Source organism: Lewinella sp. 4G2 (assembly GCF_001625015.1).
GTDB lineage: Bacteria > Bacteroidota > Bacteroidia > Chitinophagales > Saprospiraceae > Neolewinella.
The window spans coordinates 3,589,893-3,607,817 of record NZ_LVWJ02000014.1 but is presented as its reverse complement, the minus strand read 5'-3'; the positions used below and the strand labels follow the sequence as shown (position 1 = coordinate 3,607,817).

Genomic DNA, 17,925 nt, shown 5'->3' with positions numbered 1-17,925 from the left:
ACTGCTAGAAATTCGCATTCAGACCGAAAGTGACCGAACGAGCTAAGGGGTAACGACCATTATCCACTCCGTTAATGAGCGGGTTCTGGTTGAATGAGCCTACCTCGGGGTCGTAACCGGAGTATTCCGTCCACGTGACCAGGTTCTGGCCGGACAGGTATACCCGGAGGTTTTCCATCTTCATTTTCTTCAGTAGCAGCTGAGGGAAGGTGTATCCTAAGGAGATGTTTTTGAGGCGGACGAACGTTCCATCCTCAATAAAACGCGTGGAGATGCGAGTGTTGTTATTTGGGTCGAAGAAGGCCGACCGTGGTTCCGTAGTAGACGGATTTGTCGGCGTCCAGACCTCCAGCGCGCGGATCGACTGGTTACCAAATCCTTCAAACCGATCCGTCCGGCGACGGACGAGATTAAGTAGGTCATTACCGAAGACTCCTTGGAACAGGAAGTTCATGTCAAAACCCTTGTAGGAGAGGCGGTTGTTGATGTTTGCCGTAAAGTCGGGTAGCGGGTTGCCAATGAAGGTTTGGTCCGCTGCATCAATGACACCATCGTCATTCAGGTCCGCAAATTTGATATCACCCGCGCGCGTATCGGCGCTTTGGAATGGGGCCTCTGCTACCTCCGCTACGCTTTGGAAAATGCCTTCCCGCACGTACCCGTAGAACTGAGATATGGGGCGACCAACAACAGTCCGCGTCACTGGGATGCCTTCTACGCTGGCTACCAGGCTACCGTTATCACCCAGGTTCTTTACTTCATTAGTACTGCGGGTGAAGTTGAACGATGTGCTCCAATCGAGGGCACCGGTGGTGTTTTGCGTATTGATAGTCAGTTCAAATCCTTGGTTAAGGATTTCTCCAACGTTTACGAAGGGTGCGGAAAGTCCGCCAGTCGTACCCGGCAGCAGGGCGGGTAGCAGATTGTCTTCGGCCTTGCGGCTGTATACATCTGCAATGATCTCCAGACGGTTGTTGAAGAGTCCGATGTCGATACCCAGGTTGGTTTGCACGCTGCTTTCCCACTTCACGTTCGGGTTAGCGATGTTATTTAGTGTAAAGGCACCCGTAATTTGGTCTCCCTGTACGGCGGTGTACTGGCCCACCGTACTCTGGTAGCTGTAGAAACCAATTTCCTGGTTGCCCGTACCACCGTAACCGATCCGGACCTTAAGGTTGTCCAGCTTTTCCCAGTTAGCCAGGAAGGATTCGTTGCTTACCCGCCAGGCAAAGGCGGCGGAAGGGAATACACCGTAGCGATTGTTTGGTCCAAAACGGCTGGAGCCATCCGTCCGCAAAGTGGCCGTGACCTGGTAACGGTCGCTGAAGGAGTAATTAGCGCGGCCGAAGTAGGAAACGAGGGCGAAGTCACCCGCGCCACCGTTGTTATCCTGAACGGCGGCATTACCCAGGTTCAGGGCGATATTTTCGTTGTTCGGTAAGTCCAGTCGGCTGGCGGAACTGAATTCGTAGCCACCTTCCTGTGCCTCGAAGCCGGCGAGTACGGTGATGCGGTTGTTCTCGTTCAGTTGCTTGTCAAAGGTCAGCAGGTGCTTGTTGATCCAAAAGCGGTTCTTGTTCTCCCCCAAACGCAAGCTGGAACGCTGAGAAACGATCCCCCGGCTAAAGGCAGGCAGGAAGGTGCTCTGGCTGGCAAATAGGAGGTCTGTACCCGCTTCGGTCCGGTACTTTAACCAGGGGAACAGGTCCGCCTCGAGGTAGAAGTTAGCGAGCAAGCGGGTTTTCCGGTTGATGTCCTCCGTCTCGAGTGCCCGGGAAACCGGGTTCTGGAACAACAACTGAATTTCCTCCTGCGGGCCTGCGAAGCTACCGTCGGCATTCCGTACCGGAGCAGCCGGGGCAAAAGTGAGTGCCGAAAAGACGACACCACGGCTGTTATCGTTGAAACTGATGTTCTCCGTAGTCCGGCTTACCAGCAGAGAATTACCCACCCGGACTTTATCGTTGATTTGATGATCCAGGTTGATCTTTCCACTAAAGCGGTCGAAGGCGGAGCCAATAACGATGCCATCCGTGCGGGTAAAGCCACCAGATACGGCAAACTGCGTTCTTTCGCTACCGCCGCTCAGCGTCAGCTGCGCATTGCGGTTGTAGGCGGGGTTGAAGATCTCGTCCTGCCAATCGGTACCTCTGCCGAGTAGCTCCAGGTCCTGAAATTCTTCAATGTCTTCGTACCCAATGCGCGTGTAGTATTCAGCGTACTGGCGCAAGTCTAAAACGGGAACCTTTGTAGCCAGGGTTTGGCGGCCGATGTAAGACTCAAAGGAGATTTTGCTCTTACCGGCTTTTCCGCGCTTAGTCGTAATCAATACAACACCATTCGCGCCCCGAGCTCCGTAAATAGCCGTAGCGGAGGCGTCCTTGAGGATTTCGATGGATTCAATATCGTTTGGGTTGATGGTATTGAGCGTATTGGACGCCTGTACACTGCCTTCAACACCATCGTACTGTGAGCGGCTAACGCTATTGTCATTTACTACGGGTACACCGTCAATCACGTACAGCGGTTCCGCCGTCAGCGTAGAACCAATACCACGAATACGAATGGATACGGCGCCACCGGGGGCACCTGAGTTTTGCGTCACCTGAACACCTGCCGCTCGGCCCTGAATGGCTTGATCCAAACCCTGAACCGGAAGTTCCCGTAGCTCTTCCTCACCAATACTTGAAAGTGAGCCCGTTACGTCGGAGCGCTTGGCCGTACCGTAACCGATAACTACCACTTCATCAAGCTGGCTGCTATTGGGGGCAAGCTCCACGTTCATCACGGCGCGGTTGCCCACCTTAAGTTCTTTGGTTAGGTAGGATAGGTAACTGAATACGAGCACGTCGTCCGCTTCGGCGGAAAGGCTGTAGTTACCGTCAAAGTCCGTTACCGTACCAGTACTGGTGCCCTGCACGATGATGTTTACGCCAATGAGGGGCTCTCCGGTCTCTTCATCAGTGACCGTTCCCGTCACGGTACGGACGGGGACAATTGTTGCAGAGTCAGACCCGCTAGCAGCAAAAATGGCAGCGGGAGAACTCAAAAACAAGGTGGTGGTCAGCAGCAAGCTGCTCAGTGAAAACAAGTCTTTATACATGATCTTCAAACTAATCTAACTCGACACATCAAGGTGATATTACCGACCTAGATTGATACTAGGGAGTGTGACAATGATACGTTGAAACCCTTCTAAACGCTGCCATTTGCGCGACACGATTCAATTTATTTCCGTGCTTATCCACCCCTCATTTGGGTATTACTTGCCCTCCCTCGACGCGCAATCGATTGGAAGTTTGAGCCATTTATCCGGGTCCGCGATTCCCCATTTTTACCAGTTTTCAAACAAAAGGAAGAGTACCTTGCTGAAGCTGGATTTTGGATCAGTAACGTATGGTCCTGCATCTCGGTCCGGATTGTGGCACCTGCGGCAGCGCCCTATTTGATCACACGAAACTCTGATATGACTTACTCACAAAACCGAACAGACAATATGTTGGTCCGAAATCAAGCTTACATTGGTGGAGCCTGGGTTGATAGTACTACGGCCAAGTCCTTCGCCGTCACTAACCCGGCTTCTGGAGCGCGTATTGCGATGGTCACGGATTGTGGCGCGCCGGAAGCCAGGCAAGCTATCGAGGTAGCGGCCAGCGCTTTGGAGGATTGGAAATTACGGCCGGCAACGGAGCGGGCAAGCATCTTGCGGGCGTGGTACGATGAGGTAGATAAACATCATGATTCATTGGCATCGCTGATGACGGCGGAACAAGGTAAGCCACTGGGAGAAGCGGCAAGTGAGGTACGCTACGGCGCGAATTACCTGGCTTACTACGCGGCCGAAGCGGAACGCATCGCCGGTGATTTGCTTACGAATGGGCCAAACTCAGAAAGCCGCATCCACCAAGTTCCCGTAGGCGTCGTCGCCATCATCACTCCCTGGAATTTCCCGTTGGCAATGATTGCCCGTAAAGTGGCTCCGGCCCTCGCCGCTGGATGTACCGTCATCATCAAGCCCGCGGAGGATACGCCACTCACTGCACTCGCCCTGGCGGTGCTGGCTGAGCAAGCGGGCGTACCGGCTGGCGTCGTAAACGTGTTACCGACTTCAAATCCTACTCCCTTGGCACAAGTTCTACTTGATTCCATGGTAGTACGTAAACTGAGTTTCACGGGCTCCACGGCCGTAGGTAAACTCCTGATGCGCGAGAGTGCCGAGACATTAAAACGCCTTTCACTAGAATTGGGTGGAAATGCACCATTCATCGTGTTTCAGAACGCTGATTTAGATGGCGCTGTCGCAGGTGCGATGCAAGGAAAATTTCGGAACGCCGGCCAGACCTGTATCTGCCCCAACCGCTTTTTGGTGCACGAAAAATTCGTAGATGCCTTCACGGAAAAATTGATGGATAGAATGGCAGCTTTAATCGTTGGACCAGGTAATAAGGATGGAACCGACATTGGCCCCCTCATCAACGAAGCGGCCGCCAAAAAGGTAGACGACCTGATTGCTGATGCCGTTACAAAGGGTGCCCAACTCGTAATGGGTGGGAAGCGCTCCGCTCTGGGCGGCACCTACTTCGAACCAACCTTGCTGACCGGGTGCAAGCCCTCAATGGATTTGTGGCGCCAGGAGATCTTCGGGCCGGTCGTTGCCATCACCACCTTTGCGTCTGAGCGGGAAGCACTTGAAATGGCTAACGATACGGATGCCGGCCTCGCCGCTTATTTCTACAGCAATAATGTGGGCCAAATCCGCCGAGTTTCCGCCGCCCTGCATAGCGGGATGGTAGGGATCAACACCGGAGCCATCTCAGATCACCGTGCTCCTTTCGGTGGGGTAGGGGCGTCCGGTTTTGGTAGGGAGGGAGGTCCCTACGGGATTGAGGAGTATCTTACGACAAAGTACCTGCGGCAACAATTTTAGGAAGGCCATATGCCCGGTGCAAGAGCCAGCGAATTTTCGCAAACTGTGCTGTACCTTGGAGCCATGAAAGATCGCCAGCAAATTCTTGACTCCCTCCATCTTAGAACGCCCGTCGTGGCGAGCCCCATGTTCATCGTTAGCCGCCAGCAGCTCGTGATTGAATGCTGTAAGGCAGGAATCCTCGGTACTTTTCCAGCGCTTAATAATCGGACAACCGAAGGTTTCGAAGAATGGCTGGTTGAGATCAAAAGTGCTCTTGCTGCTGAAGAAAAGGCCACGGGGAAGAAGCTTCCGCCCTACGGTGTCAACCTGATTGTCCACAAAACCAATCCACGCGTAATGCCGGATCTGGAAGTGATCGTCCGCCAACAGGTACCACTGGTGATTACTTCCCTCGGTGCGGTGAAAGACGTTGTCGATGCCGTCCATAGTTACGGCGGATTGGTCTTCCACGACGTGACCAATACCTACCACGCGCAAAAGGCGATCGATGCTGGGTGCGACGGACTGATCTGCGTTGCCGCCGGAGCCGGTGGTCACGCCGGCACGCTGAACCCCATGCCCTTCGTAGCCGAGATTCGCAAGATGTTTGACGGGGTTGTATTGCTGGGTGGAGCCATCAGTACCGGTGACGACATCGCTTCCGCTCTTCAAATGGGGGCTGACCTTTGTTATATGGGGACACGCTTCATCGCCACTCAGGAGGCCATCGCGGATGAAGCTTATAAGCAAATGATCATCGATTCGGGCAGCAGAGAGATCATCTATACCGCCTCCGTCTCTGGCATCCCCGCAAACTGGATGGTCGGCAGTCTGGAGGCTGCCGGTATCACTAAAGATATGTGGGACCAAAAAGCCAAGGCCGACTTCGGCGCCGAGCACGAAGCAAAAGCCTGGAAGAATCTATGGAGCGCCGGGCACGGTGTGGCTACCATCCACGATAACCCGCCGGTGAGCGAATTGGTGGAGCGTCTGCATGATGATATGGTCGCCGCCATGCAGCGGCAAGCGGACCGCCTCGCTAACTACAAGTAAGGAATCATGAAAGTCACCATCAATGATCGGATAGCACGGGTCGACTTTGATCGGGCTGCAACGGCCAACAGCCTGGACCTAGCCGCCTGGCAAGCACTAGAGGATACGTTCACGGGATTGAGTGCTAACGATGAGGTTAACGTTATTGTCCTCACGGGGACGGGGAAACACTGGTGTGCCGGTATGGACCTCGTCGTTCTTCACGGTCTGGCGGCGCAGGCTCAGCCAGTTGGCCCGGAGACCAGGGCTAAGTTGGCCGGCTTCATTGCCAAGATCCAACGTAACATTACCGCGATTGCTAAATGTGATAAGCCAGTTTTGGCGGCCATTCAGGGTGGGTGCATTGGCGGCGGCGTCGCCATCGCTACGGCGTGTGACATCCGGTATTGTTCGGCGGACGCCTACTTCGTCGTGAAGGAAATCGACTTTGGAATCGTGGCGGATATTGGTACGCTGCAGCGATTGCCCCGCATCATTAACCCCGGCCTGACCACTGAGTTGGCGATGACGGGAAGGAAGATGGGTGCTGACGAGGGTAAGTCCGTAGGCTTCGTCAATGCCGTTCTTCCGGATTACGAAGAACTTATCCAACATACGCTCTCGGTAGCGAAGCAGATCGCCGAGAAAGATGCTGCAGCCATCACGGGTATCAAGCATCAGCTAGCCTACGCCGCGGACCATAATTTGGAGAATAGCCTGGAGGCCGTAGCGCACTACAGCGCTGGAGTAATGATGCGGAAGTTGAGCTAGATTTTGCGGGGGCCTATCAATAGCTAGTATCCAATTTTGCGCGGCTGGGTAACCTGTCAACTAGTAATTCTCGGAGTCCAGGTTTAAGGGTATTCAGAGGCCCAAAATGCAAGCTCCCGGTCCTCACCATTGAGATGAGACCGGGAGACAAAACAAAAAACAGCAGTCGCTGAAGGGTGCGCCGACGGTAAATCAGCGGAGCCCTAATTTCTTCACCAGTATTTCTCTAGGGGAAGAAGACCGGACCGGTTATTTCTACAGGTGCATGCTGAGCAATACTCTGCGCCGAAGAACGTCTTCACTTGAGTTTAATCCGCGTGAAGCACATGCCTTGCGGGGTTAGTACGGCTACTAGAGCTCGCTGACGCGCCGAACTACTTCGTAGAGCTTGGTGCTCATGTCCACTTCTTCGACGAAGGGATCGTACTCCAGGTAATTGGCCGAGATCAGTTTGAGGGATTTCACGCGGCGATTGCCACCGTCGTAGATCTTGTGAACGTACTTGATCCAGATCTTGCCGTTAGAACGAACGGCGTAGATGCGGTTGTCCTTGATCTCGTTGATGCTATCGATTTCCTTGCAGATCACGGTATCACCGCTGTTGATCACGGGCTCCATGGAGTTACCGTTAATGGGGAAGGCTACGTAGCCACCGCCACCCAGCCCCGGGATGCGGAAGAAATCATGTGTCTCCTGCACGAAGCTACTGTTATCGACCGGCGAACCGGCAAAGGCTTCGGTTGTGGTGAAGAGGATGTTGGGGGTAGGGGAGTCGGAGCCCTGCGGTTCTACCGGAGCGGGGAGATCGAACCCAAACGGAGTTCCTTCGCCCTCCAGGAGGTAGCTGTGGTTAACGCCGTACTCGTTGCACACGCGGCGCGCCTGCTCATAGTTGATGCAGCGCTTGTCGTCGTCGTTGAGGTAAGCGCGAACGATGTGGCCGTAGGACCGGTTGTTGAGGATCTTCTTGGCGAAATCTCCGAGGCCACGGCCATTTCGATCATTCTTGATGATCTTACCGCGCTCTTCTAAAATGCCGAAAACCTCGCGAAACCGCTTGTTAAGTTCTCTTCTGTCTTCTGTAATCATAATGTGGTATCAGTTGTATCTGGAAGCAAATTAAAACATTTCCAACAAGCCCCGCAAACTTTCCTCACATTTTCTTCAAATTTTATGTTTGTTTTCTCAAAATGGCTCCATTTTGTTGAATAATACACTTTGTTGGAAGCCTTGTTTTGAAAACTAACTTTCCACTACCGCTCTTCGTTACCGGCGAAGTCCACTCTGGGATAGGTATCCCGCACCCCAGTATTGCTCTTGTTTTCGTGTAGTCGCGGCTAGCGGTTTTGCGACGATGGAGCTTATAACCAGGGGCCCTCGATTTTGGGCGGCGATCAGCCGGCGTGAGTTGGGCGTACGGGCTACGACGAGCGCGCGTCCGTCTCCAGGTACCGTGAATCCGCTTTCCGCATTATTCAAGCTTTTGAAGGTCAGGTTACCCTGATTGATCAGTACGTGACCATTCGCTGCATTCATCCCTCCCTGCGAGGTTTCTACACCTCTTTCGTTCCCGATCAAAACGACGTCCAGTAAATCATCGTCGTTCAGGTCCACTGCCTGCCCACCGGATATCGGGCTGGCTTGCACCGAAGCGGGTAGTGGCATTATGAAAAACTTGCCACCATCATTCCTGAGTAGCACGCTCCTGCTTTCGTTGACCGACAGCAGTGACTCGGGGGGCGAACCAGCGAGGAACTGCCCGGCGTCGGCATCCGCAAAGTTGCGGTGGGTCAGGTATTCTGCTTTCACCTTGTTAACTTGTTTGGCGAAGTCGTTTCTGCCGAAGTAGGGGTAGGATCTGTATTCACCATCTACCGACCGCAGGTAGGTAAAGGGGATAAAATCGGTCCCCTTGTTGTCGTCAATGTCCCCAACGTAGGCTTGCACCGGGAACGTCGTTGATGGGCGCAGAATCGAATTTTCACCGGTATTTCCAATGATGTAGTCTACGTCTCCATCGTTATCGAAATCCCCCGGCGTGATGGATCGCCACCAACCAGTTGCCTCACCAAGATTTGTTACGGTAGTCTCATCTACGAATTGTTCGCCGTCATTTTTAAAGTAGCGAAGGGCAGACCATTCACCTGCGATCAACAAATCCTGATCACCGTCATTGTCCGCGTCGGTGAAGAGGGCATCAGAAACATTGGAGACGGATGCTAAATTACTCGTCCACTTTTCGTCTAACACGAACCGAAGTTTTCCAGAGGTTGATTCATTACGGTAGCAAGCGCTAGCGGCGGGGGTGGGGTAGGCGTGCGGGACCACCCGAGTACCCACGAAGAGGTCGAGGTCTCCATCTCCATCGATGTCCGAAGCGCGTACACAAGATCCTGATGCGACTATCTCTCCTTCCAAACCACCGGTCGCTCTAACGAACCGACCTCCAATATTTTCGTACAGGCGATCATCGTAGTCTCCATTTTCTAAATCGTATTCATAGCTCCCACTCACGATGTACAAATCCTCATCACCATCGCCGTCGGCATCGAAAAACAGGCTGCCCAGTTCTTCCGGCGCGTCTTCCGCATCGTTAATCAGGGTGGCCACGGGTTCGTATCCCGTCGCGTTTCCCATCAGAAACGATCCATTTTTCCCCAGGCTTCCACTCACGTAGAGGTCATCGTATCCATCTCCATCGATGTCGCTCACCGCCACCGCAGGCCCTTGCTCCGTTAGTTTATGGAGGAGCATGGGTTGAACGTTAAAATCGATATAATCCAAATCCTCGTGCACGTAAGGCGGGCTAGGCATTGTGGTCAAATACGGCGCTGCCGCGGGTGCCGAAGAAATGGGCAAGTCAGCAATGGGTGTCCCACCACCTGGGTGCAGACCTTTGGTGGGAAGGGTAGACACGGAACCGTAATCCCGCAACTCACCTCCTGGCCAGCGGACGACCACTTTGGTATCCAATCCGTGGATACCAGCTACTCTCAATTCCCGTCCCTGACTAGAGAGGTATCCACGGTGGGGGTGGAGGAAAAAACTCTCGAGCGAATCTCCGTTCAGGAGGATGACCTCCGCACCGAACCACTCCACGTCGGTCAGATCCTTCGCGGGCGCGATACGAATACTTGTCAACTTCGCATCCTCTCCACTAATCGTATTATTCCGGTACACGTGGGCGGCGTCGTAAATATTATTGGTGACGTAATCGAGGTCGCCATCTCCATCCAGGTCGGCGTAGGCAGCACCGTTGCTGAAGCTCGGCACGTCAATCCCCCAATTCAGGCTGGCGTCCTCGTAGGTAGGCATTCCATCAGCGATGGATACACCCCGGTAAGCCACGTTGGGAATTTTGACGGAGGGTATCTTAGGTAGCAGGGCTCCCGGGCTGAGGTACCGACTATTGGTGACGTTGTAATCCCCAAAGTCCTTATCCGTAATGTCTCTTGGGAAGCCATTTGTGATGATGATGTCCTTGATCCCGTCGAGGTCGAAATCAGCGACGAGGGGCGTCCAACTCCAGTCCGTTGCGGGCAAGCCAGCCTGCATGGCGACTTCCCCGTACTGGGGTAAATCGCTGAAGGTATCCGTCCGCAGGCCCCGGCTTAGTTGCAGCGTATTGCGGGTGAATTGTGGGTGGACGCCAAACCGCTCCAGGTTAATAAGGTAGGTGTAGTTGTTGGAGGCTAACATCATCTTCCGCCGCAGATTATCAGCTGGGAGCATGTCCACGGCGATGATATCGGGTAGGCCATCATTGTTAAGATCGGCCACGTCATTGCCCATCGCGCTGTAACTGGTGTGTTTGGTGATGCCGTAGCTGATCTCCTCAAATACGCGTTGCCCTTCTTTCTCGACGTTAAGGTAAGCCAGGTCATTGCTCAAATAATCGTTCGAAACGTAGAGGTCCGGCCACCCGTCCCGATTGAGGTCGCAGACCGTTGCGGCGAGGCTGAACCCTTGCTTTAGAATACCAGTCTCCTTACCTACTTCGGTAAAAACGATGTTACCGTCGACTTGGTCCTGTCGGTACAGCCGGTCCGTTCTGGAACCGGAGCCGTCATCCACCTTATTACTGAAGTCATTCGGCCGCTTGTTATCAACCATTTTGTTGATGAGCAGGAAGAGGTCCAAATCGCCATCGCCGTCGTAATCCAGCCATGCGCCCTGGGTGTTGTGGCTAGTGTCTGCAATACCGTAAGCAGGGGCAACATCTTTGAAGGTGGGAATACCCTTAGCGTCGTTTCCTTGATTAAGGAACAGCTGATTGGACCTATCCTTAGCTGCCTGGCGAGTGGTTGCACAAACGTAAATGTCGAGTAGCCCATCATTATTGACGTCCACTACCGTCACCCCATTATTCCAGCGGGACCCCCCACCGATGCCGGCTATCGTGGATACGTTACGAAAAGAAAAGTCCCCATCGTTGAGGTAGAGCTCATTCTCGGTGGCCGCCCCGGTAAAGAATAGGTCGGGCCGGCCGTCCTGATTAAAGTCCCCGACACCCACGCCGCCGCCGTTGTAGATGTATTCATTGGTCAAAATATTGAAGCTATCCGTTTCGCCCGGTTCATTCGTGAAGGTGATCCCCGTTTGCTCGGGGCTCAGCCGGTCAAACTGAGTTGGCGTAGTCGGTTCGCACGCAGTAGTTGCGGTGGCCAATCCAATGAACAGCAGTATGCGCCGGGCGATGTGGAACATGTTCGTTTAGTTAGGGTGGGAGGCAAAAGGGTAAATCGCAGAGAGCAGTTACTCCGCAACTTTACTTCGTAGCGTATTCGCTTAGGCGGTAGGTACGTAAGGTGTCGTCGTTGCACCCCACTAGCAATCCCTTGCCGCCATTGGCCAGATCGATGAAGGTGGCGTCCCGCACCTGGCCAGGAATATTGACACCTGCCTTTTGATTATCGACGTATTCCCATTCGCGGTTGCCTTTATTCAGCAGTAGGGTGCCGCGACCAGCGTCCGGCCTTCCTACCTGGGGGGTGACGCCAAATTGGTTGCCGCCTAGCCAGAGGTCGGGCCGGTCATCACCGTTGACGTCGCCAATGGCAACGGCGTACTGGCAGGTCAATTGAGCTTGCCAGGGCAGAGGTTCAATCCGGACGTTACCTTTCCCTTTGTTCCATACTACGCAGGACCGCAATTCGGTAGCGGTGCGGGATTCGGCGTCACTGCGTTCCTCGTCCGTGAAGAGGCTTTCGTAGGTAGCCTGCGCGTAGTCATTGTACTTCAGCGTTTTCCGTTTGAGGTGGGGCAGTTGGGCCTGAATGTCTTTCTTGGTCGCAAATGGGTAAGCCTTATCGTCGTGGGGCGGGAACCACTCTACGAGGATATCCGATTTCTGATTGCCATCGAAATCCTTCACGTGGAGGGAGAGCGGGCGCTCCGTGCTGGCCTTTAACTTAGAGTTGAGCCCCCAATTGCCAAGGACCAGGTCTTCTTTACCGTCACCATCCAGGTCAGCAGCTTCTACGGTGTTCCACCAGCCAGCGGAGTTGGGGATTTCAAAGATGCCACTGATCTCTCCGTCGTGGAGCATGAACGCTACGGTGATGGGCATCCAGTCACCCACCATGACGAGGTCGGGGCGCCCGTCGGTGTTGAGATCGGTCCAGACGGCGTCCGTTACCAATCCTGCCGTGGCGATGTCTCGCGGCGTCATCTTTAGCCAGCTTCCCTTTTCGTTGATGAAGAGGAAAGATTGAGCGGTCAGACCATAGTTTCCAGGAACACCGCGGCCGCCCATGTACAGATCAATGTCACCATCAAAATCGATATCCTCTGCCTTGATACAGCTGATTTCCCCTCCGGCGTACGGAGGCGCAAGTACATTATTGACTACGAGTACACCATTGACATTTTCGTAAAAGCGGACGGCGTACTTCAGGTAGCCACGCTCAAACTCATTTCCGCCGGAAGCGATCAGCAGATCCTGGTCACCGTCACCATCGCTATCGAAAAACGCTCCGGCCGTGCTTTCCCTTTGCTTGGTTGCATCGAAGGAACCGTTTGGCTTAAAGGCGAAAGTGCCGTCAGGCTGCTGTAGATAGAGTTTGTCCGGATCATCCCAGGAACCCAACGCAACGAAGTCCTCCAGTCCGTCTCCATTGACGTCTCCTTTTACGATTTCGGGACCTACTTCGGAAAGCTTCCGTAGTAGCAATGGCTCCACCGCAAAGTCATTGAAGTCATTTTCTACGTGGACGGCAGGGATATCCAGCAGATCATATGCCGCATCCAGCATAGGTTCTGCTGCGAACGCTTCGTCAGGCGCGGGAACCTCCTCCGCATCACTGTGATTCACGGTCAGGTAAGTATTGCTGGTGGGTTGGTTAATGGTCTGCATTTTGCCGTCGGGCCAGCGAATCTCGACGCGCTCTACTTCCGCGATATCTCCCAGACCGAAGATCAATTCAGGGCCACAGGAGCCGAGGTATCCACGGCTAGTAAATTGTTCCAGGGTCTGCTCGCGACCATCTTGGTACAGCGTCACCTTAGCGCCAATGCCTTCCGCGTTGCCCTCGGGGCCGTCCAGAATTAGACCCAGCCAACTCTGTCCGGATTGGCTACTCTGGTTGATGAACACCCCCGCCTTTTGGTTGGCATTATTGATGACGAGATCCAAATCGCCGTCCCCATCCAGGTCACCGTAGGCGGACCCGTTGGAGAACGAGGGATTGGCCAATCCAAGCGCGGCCGCGGCGTTGTCGAAGCGAAGTTCCCCTTGATTAATGAAGGCGTAGTTGGGTTGGTCGTTGTGCGGCATCAACTCAACGACGTCCCGCCAGTCGTAGCGGCCCTTTTCTCGGACGAGATCGCCCAGTTGCTCCTTATCTTGCAGAAAATCGGCAAAGTCCAGGTCCATGATGTCCCGGTAGATTCCATTGGCAACGAAGATGTCTTTCAGGCCATCGTTGTTCATGTCAAATAAAAGTGCGCCCCAGCTCCAATCGGTAGAGGCCACTCCGCTGTAATGGCCCGTTTCCCTGAAGTTGCCGTTGCCATCGTTTACCTGAAGGCAATTTTGTAAGATCTGGTGGTGATAGTCGAAACCAAATTTGATGGTCTCCGCGTCGTAGCTATCAAATACCGTTGAAGCTTTGATACGTTGGTTATCCCCCGGTAGCATATCTGTAGAGAAGATCTCGGTATCCCCATCATTATCCAGGTCTGCGGCATCGGACCCCATCGAACTGATGCTGACGTGGCCGGTCCGGTCCACCAATTCTTCGGAGAAAGTGCCGTCCTGCTGATTGATGTAGAGGTAATCTCTCTCCCAGAAGTCATTGCTGATGTAGATGTCCGTCCAACCGTCACTGTTTACGTCGGTAAGGGAGGAGCCAAGGCCAAATCCGATCCGGCTTCCGAGGATGTTTGCTTCCTCGCTCACGTCCGTAAACACCGGGTGGCCATTCGGCCCGGCGTCGTTTCGGAAAAGTTTATCGCCCCCTTCGTCGTCGCGCTCGTTCCGGTTCTCACCGCGGGCGTTGATCTTTTCGGGGTTGAGGTAGCTGTTGTTGAGTAGATACATATCCAGGTCGCCATCCCGATCGTAATCGAACCAGGCCGCCTGGGTGGAGTAACCCTGGTCCGCCAAGCCATAGGCCGCTGCGGCTTCGGTGAATTGTGGTACCCCTTGCTCATTGTTACCCTCGTTGATGTAGAGCAGGTTTTGCCGCGCTTCACCATCGTCTTTGCCCGATACACAGACGTAGAGATCCATTCGGCCATCAGCATTCACATCAACGGTAGTGACGCCCGTAGCCCATTTCCCTGCACCTGCGGCAGCGCCCTCGGCTAGTTGAAAATTGAGCTCCCCCTGGTTAAGGTAGAGTTGGTTCTCCCCCTGGTTGGCCGCAAAGTATAGATCATTTTGGCCATCGCCATTCAAATCGCCAATGGCAACCCCGGCGCCGTTATAAAATAGCCGGTAGGAAAGGACGTTGAATTCCTCACCCTCCGTAACGGTATTAATGAAATCTACCCCCGTTGCCGATTCTACGAACGGAACGTAGCTGTTTTCTGAGGTCGGATTATCAACGGTTCCATTGTCAACACAGGAAAAACACAACAGGGAAAAACTGAATAACGCCAGCAGTGATCGATTCATAAACAGTTTAAAATGATGCGGGGCGAAAGTAAGGATTTCTGCGTCCGGACGCTGTTAGGCCTTCGTCATTTTAGGGTGTTCGTCAGCACGATGGCGGCTGGCTTACGATCGGCGGGCCGGCGGAGATCGGGGAAGCCGTCCGGAAGGTAGGCAGCGAAGTTCCCAATGACAAGATCCAGGTCGCCGTCTCCATCTACGTCACCTTTGTCCATCACGATGAAGTGTTGATCTACCGGCTTCTCAAAACCGCTTGCTCGAAAGATCAAATCTTTAGTCTGCTCGAGGTACACGAAGCCCTTGATGGCGCGGTTCAGAGGTGGCACGAAGTAAGCAATGGCCGCCAGATCGACGTCTCCGTCCTGATCAAAATCAGCCGCTTCCACGCCGTAGGCACCGTGCAGGTGGTAGAAGTAGGTTTCGGTGAAAGCACCCGCTTCGTTGGAAAAAATCCGCACGCCATGATAGGGTTTTGGGATCGGGCGGTAATCATAATTATCACCGGCGGTGTGTATGAAATCCAGATCACCATCACCATCTACGTCGATTATTTCCAGATCGGAAGAGCCGTAGCTTGGAGGGAAGCGGACCAGGCGTTTAGCTCGTCGAAAGCCATCACCTGCGTAGTAGACTTCTATCCGTTCATCCCCCTGTGCAAACAGCGCTACAAGATCATCGTGTCCGTCTTGATTTAGATCAGCTACGCGCAACCGAATTGCACCGGGCGTCGGTGAAAGCGTAAGCTTTTCGCCCGCCGTAAGCAAACTAAGCGCACCCAGACGGTTGCCGTATTCCGCAATGGCGGTATCGATAACCCCATCCAAATTGAGATCCAGGGTAGCGTATGCGAGTGGTCTTCGGAGACTGTCTTCTCTGCTCGACTGCCCCGATAAGGTGCCGGATGGCACATCGGACGGAACGAGGCTTCCCATCATCAGGTGAGCATCACCAAACGCACTGGGCAACTGAGATACGGCGCTGCTGAGGGTATCTGTATTCGTTACGCGACCCCGCCCGTCGAAATTTCTCACTAGGCTCTTACCCTCTCGAAATAGCGTTGCTAAGGCAAACCCTTCCTCAGTTTGGGCGCTGACGCAGGTGCTAAGCGATGGGGCCGGGGTAACCGCCGGGTCCGTGATCTCCCTAATGGTGAAGCGATTCTGGGCGTAAACGGTTGGTACCTCCTCGGGAAGCGGAAGGGCGTTCGGCGCCCCCTCGATGAAGTAATTTTTCAAGGCCCTCCAAGTGCTATCCGGGATAGCGGGATCAGCCGGGAAGACCGTTTCCAGGTAAGGACGCTCCAACTCATCCTTTAAGTAAAAGTCCCGATCGTGTACTTCGTAAACACCCAGGTAGGCTCCCATCAGTGGCATGACTTTGGAGATCCAAATCTCCTTTGTGAGCAAATCGGGAGTAGGGGTGGCGTGGCAATTACCGCAGTGGATTTCGGCCAATTGCGCCTCCGTTGAAGTCGGTTCGGTTGACGTACAGTATGCTAGTGACAGTAGCAAAGCCGTCAGTCCGGCAAGTAAGAATAGGCTCTTCATAGTTATTATTGGAAGTAACCTTTGCGATTAGTGCCCATGTACTCCCCGAAGCTGATGCGATCAGCCGGCAGGTTCAACTCTCGGCGGGTGATCCGGATGTTTTTGAAGGAGTAAAATTCGAGCGGGTCAGCCATATTCACGGTGATTAGGTCGAGCTTCCCGTCGTGGTCGAGATCGGTCAGCAATGGAGTGGAGCCTAAGTTGGTGCCCAATTCAGAGGCGTTGGCTAGTCGGGGAGGCCCCTGCCCATTAGGAAAGACGTAGAGTTGGTTCCTTCTTAAGTTATTACTCCCGTACGCGGTGGAGTCCACCAGGATGTCATTAATGCTGAGCAAGACGTCCGGCCGGCCATCATTCGTAAAGTCTGCCACCACCGGTGAGGCATACTGGAAACTGCCGAGGGTGTCCTGAAACACAATGGTACCAGTCTTTCCGTCAATCAGCGTATGAACGGTGAACTCCGTATCCGGCCACGCACCGCGGCCGAAGCTGGCGAAAAAATCGGGCGTATCGTCGTCACCGTAGAAGTACCCCGGTGCGGGCATGACGTAGGTGTCGAAATCCCCTTCTGGGCCCGTTTCCCAAATTCTCTGGTTGGTACGCCCGTCGACGGCAATGACGCGGCCATCCACCGAGGCAACAACGATATCCGTCGTTCCGTCCATGTTGACATCGGTCAGCAGCGGTGGGGCAATCATTCCTTTAGTGCCGCCCCTTGCCACTATGTTTGATGAGCTAAGGTCTTCAGATAATACGTCGTTAAGGCTAACTCGGTAAAGGTTGCCACTGATGTCCTCTCCACCCGTACCGTAGATGACTTCGGGGCCATTACCGAAGTCATGTATCAACGGAGAAACGTAGGTTTCCTTGCCATCCGTGACCATGGCCTTGGCAATTACCTGGCCAGTTTTCCCACTTAAAACCATCAGGTATCCTGCTGGCCTTAAGGTGTCACCCGGCCTGGCTTTGACAAACCCTCCGTATGCGGAAAGTAGATCGTCGTACCCGTCCTCATCCTGATCATCTACCCACTGCGGGGTGAAAAAATTGAGTAGGGTAGTGTCGTTGACGTAATCCAACGTAGCGTCGTAGGGCAGGAATTCCCATAGTACCGCACCTGATTGGCCATCAATTGCCTTGAACATTGCCGAGCGCCCTCCGATGAATACGTCCTGTATACCGTCGTTCGTAATGTCCTGCAATATGGCGGAACCTACGATCTGATTGTGACCCGGTACTTGCCAGAGTAAGTGGCCGTCCCGTCCGTCAATAGCGAGCACGGCATTTTCCAAGCTGGTAAATTCTTTCGCCGCCCCACCCATCACGATGTCGAGATGCCCGTCATCATTTAAGTCGACTGCTACCGGAGACGAAGACGAGCCGATGGCGGGAATCTCTACTGACCAATCGTCAGCTTCGAAGGCGCAGGCACTGCAACATACGATGAGTAGCCAACCACAAATGTGAATACCTAAAGAACTAGGGTAGCTCATGGCGTAAAGATAACCGGGTAGTGAGGAAGGCAACTCGGGGTGTAGTGCAACCCATAA

At 53.8% G+C, this 17,925-nt stretch carries 9 protein-coding genes; 3 read left to right on the top strand and 6 right to left on the bottom strand.

What is annotated here, in order from left to right:
- Positions 1–4 precede the first annotated feature (4 nt).
- Positions 5–3,103: a TonB-dependent receptor gene (locus A3850_RS14850; protein ID WP_082921840.1), complete on the bottom strand. Its 3,099-nt coding sequence runs from the start codon at positions 3,101–3,103 to the stop codon at positions 5–7.
- A 393-nt stretch (positions 3,104–3,496) separates the two neighbouring features.
- Between A3850_RS14850 and A3850_RS14845 the strand changes: the two genes are divergently transcribed.
- The 3 genes from A3850_RS14845 (at position 3,497) to A3850_RS14835 (ending at position 6,712) form a co-directional block, all read left to right on the top strand.
- Positions 3,497–4,927: an NAD-dependent succinate-semialdehyde dehydrogenase gene (locus A3850_RS14845; protein WP_231915333.1), complete on the top strand. Its 1,431-nt coding sequence runs from the start codon at positions 3,497–3,499 to the stop codon at positions 4,925–4,927.
- Between the two features lie 63 nt (positions 4,928–4,990).
- A complete protein-coding gene (locus A3850_RS14840) occupies positions 4,991–5,962 on the top strand; it encodes a nitronate monooxygenase family protein (protein ID WP_068218114.1) in 972 nt (323 codons plus the stop codon).
- A 6-nt stretch (positions 5,963–5,968) separates the two neighbouring features.
- The gene (locus A3850_RS14835) at positions 5,969–6,712 is read left to right on the top strand and encodes an enoyl-CoA hydratase-related protein (RefSeq protein ID WP_068218110.1); all 744 of its coding nucleotides are present in this window, start codon (positions 5,969–5,971) and stop codon (positions 6,710–6,712) included.
- 351 nt (positions 6,713–7,063) lie between these two features.
- Here the strand turns inward: A3850_RS14835 and A3850_RS14830 are convergent, their stop codons facing one another.
- From A3850_RS14830 to A3850_RS14810, 5 genes are all read right to left on the bottom strand, one after another.
- Positions 7,064–7,801: a S24 family peptidase gene (locus A3850_RS14830; protein WP_068218108.1), complete on the bottom strand. Its 738-nt coding sequence runs from the start codon at positions 7,799–7,801 to the stop codon at positions 7,064–7,066.
- A gap of 177 nt (positions 7,802–7,978) precedes the next feature.
- The gene (locus A3850_RS14825) at positions 7,979–11,419 is read right to left on the bottom strand and encodes a VCBS repeat-containing protein (RefSeq protein ID WP_068218105.1); all 3,441 of its coding nucleotides are present in this window, start codon (positions 11,417–11,419) and stop codon (positions 7,979–7,981) included.
- Positions 11,420–11,480: 61 nt separating this feature from the next.
- A complete protein-coding gene (locus tag A3850_RS14820; protein WP_068218102.1) occupies positions 11,481–14,831 on the bottom strand; it encodes a VCBS repeat-containing protein in 3,351 nt (1,116 codons plus the stop codon).
- A gap of 65 nt (positions 14,832–14,896) precedes the next feature.
- Complete coding sequence (locus tag A3850_RS14815; RefSeq protein ID WP_068218099.1) at positions 14,897–16,375, bottom strand: VCBS repeat-containing protein; 1,479 nt, start codon at positions 16,373–16,375, stop codon at positions 14,897–14,899.
- A 5-nt stretch (positions 16,376–16,380) separates the two neighbouring features.
- Positions 16,381–17,868: a PQQ-binding-like beta-propeller repeat protein gene (locus A3850_RS14810; RefSeq protein WP_068218096.1), complete on the bottom strand. Its 1,488-nt coding sequence runs from the start codon at positions 17,866–17,868 to the stop codon at positions 16,381–16,383.
- Positions 17,869–17,925 lie beyond the last annotated feature (57 nt).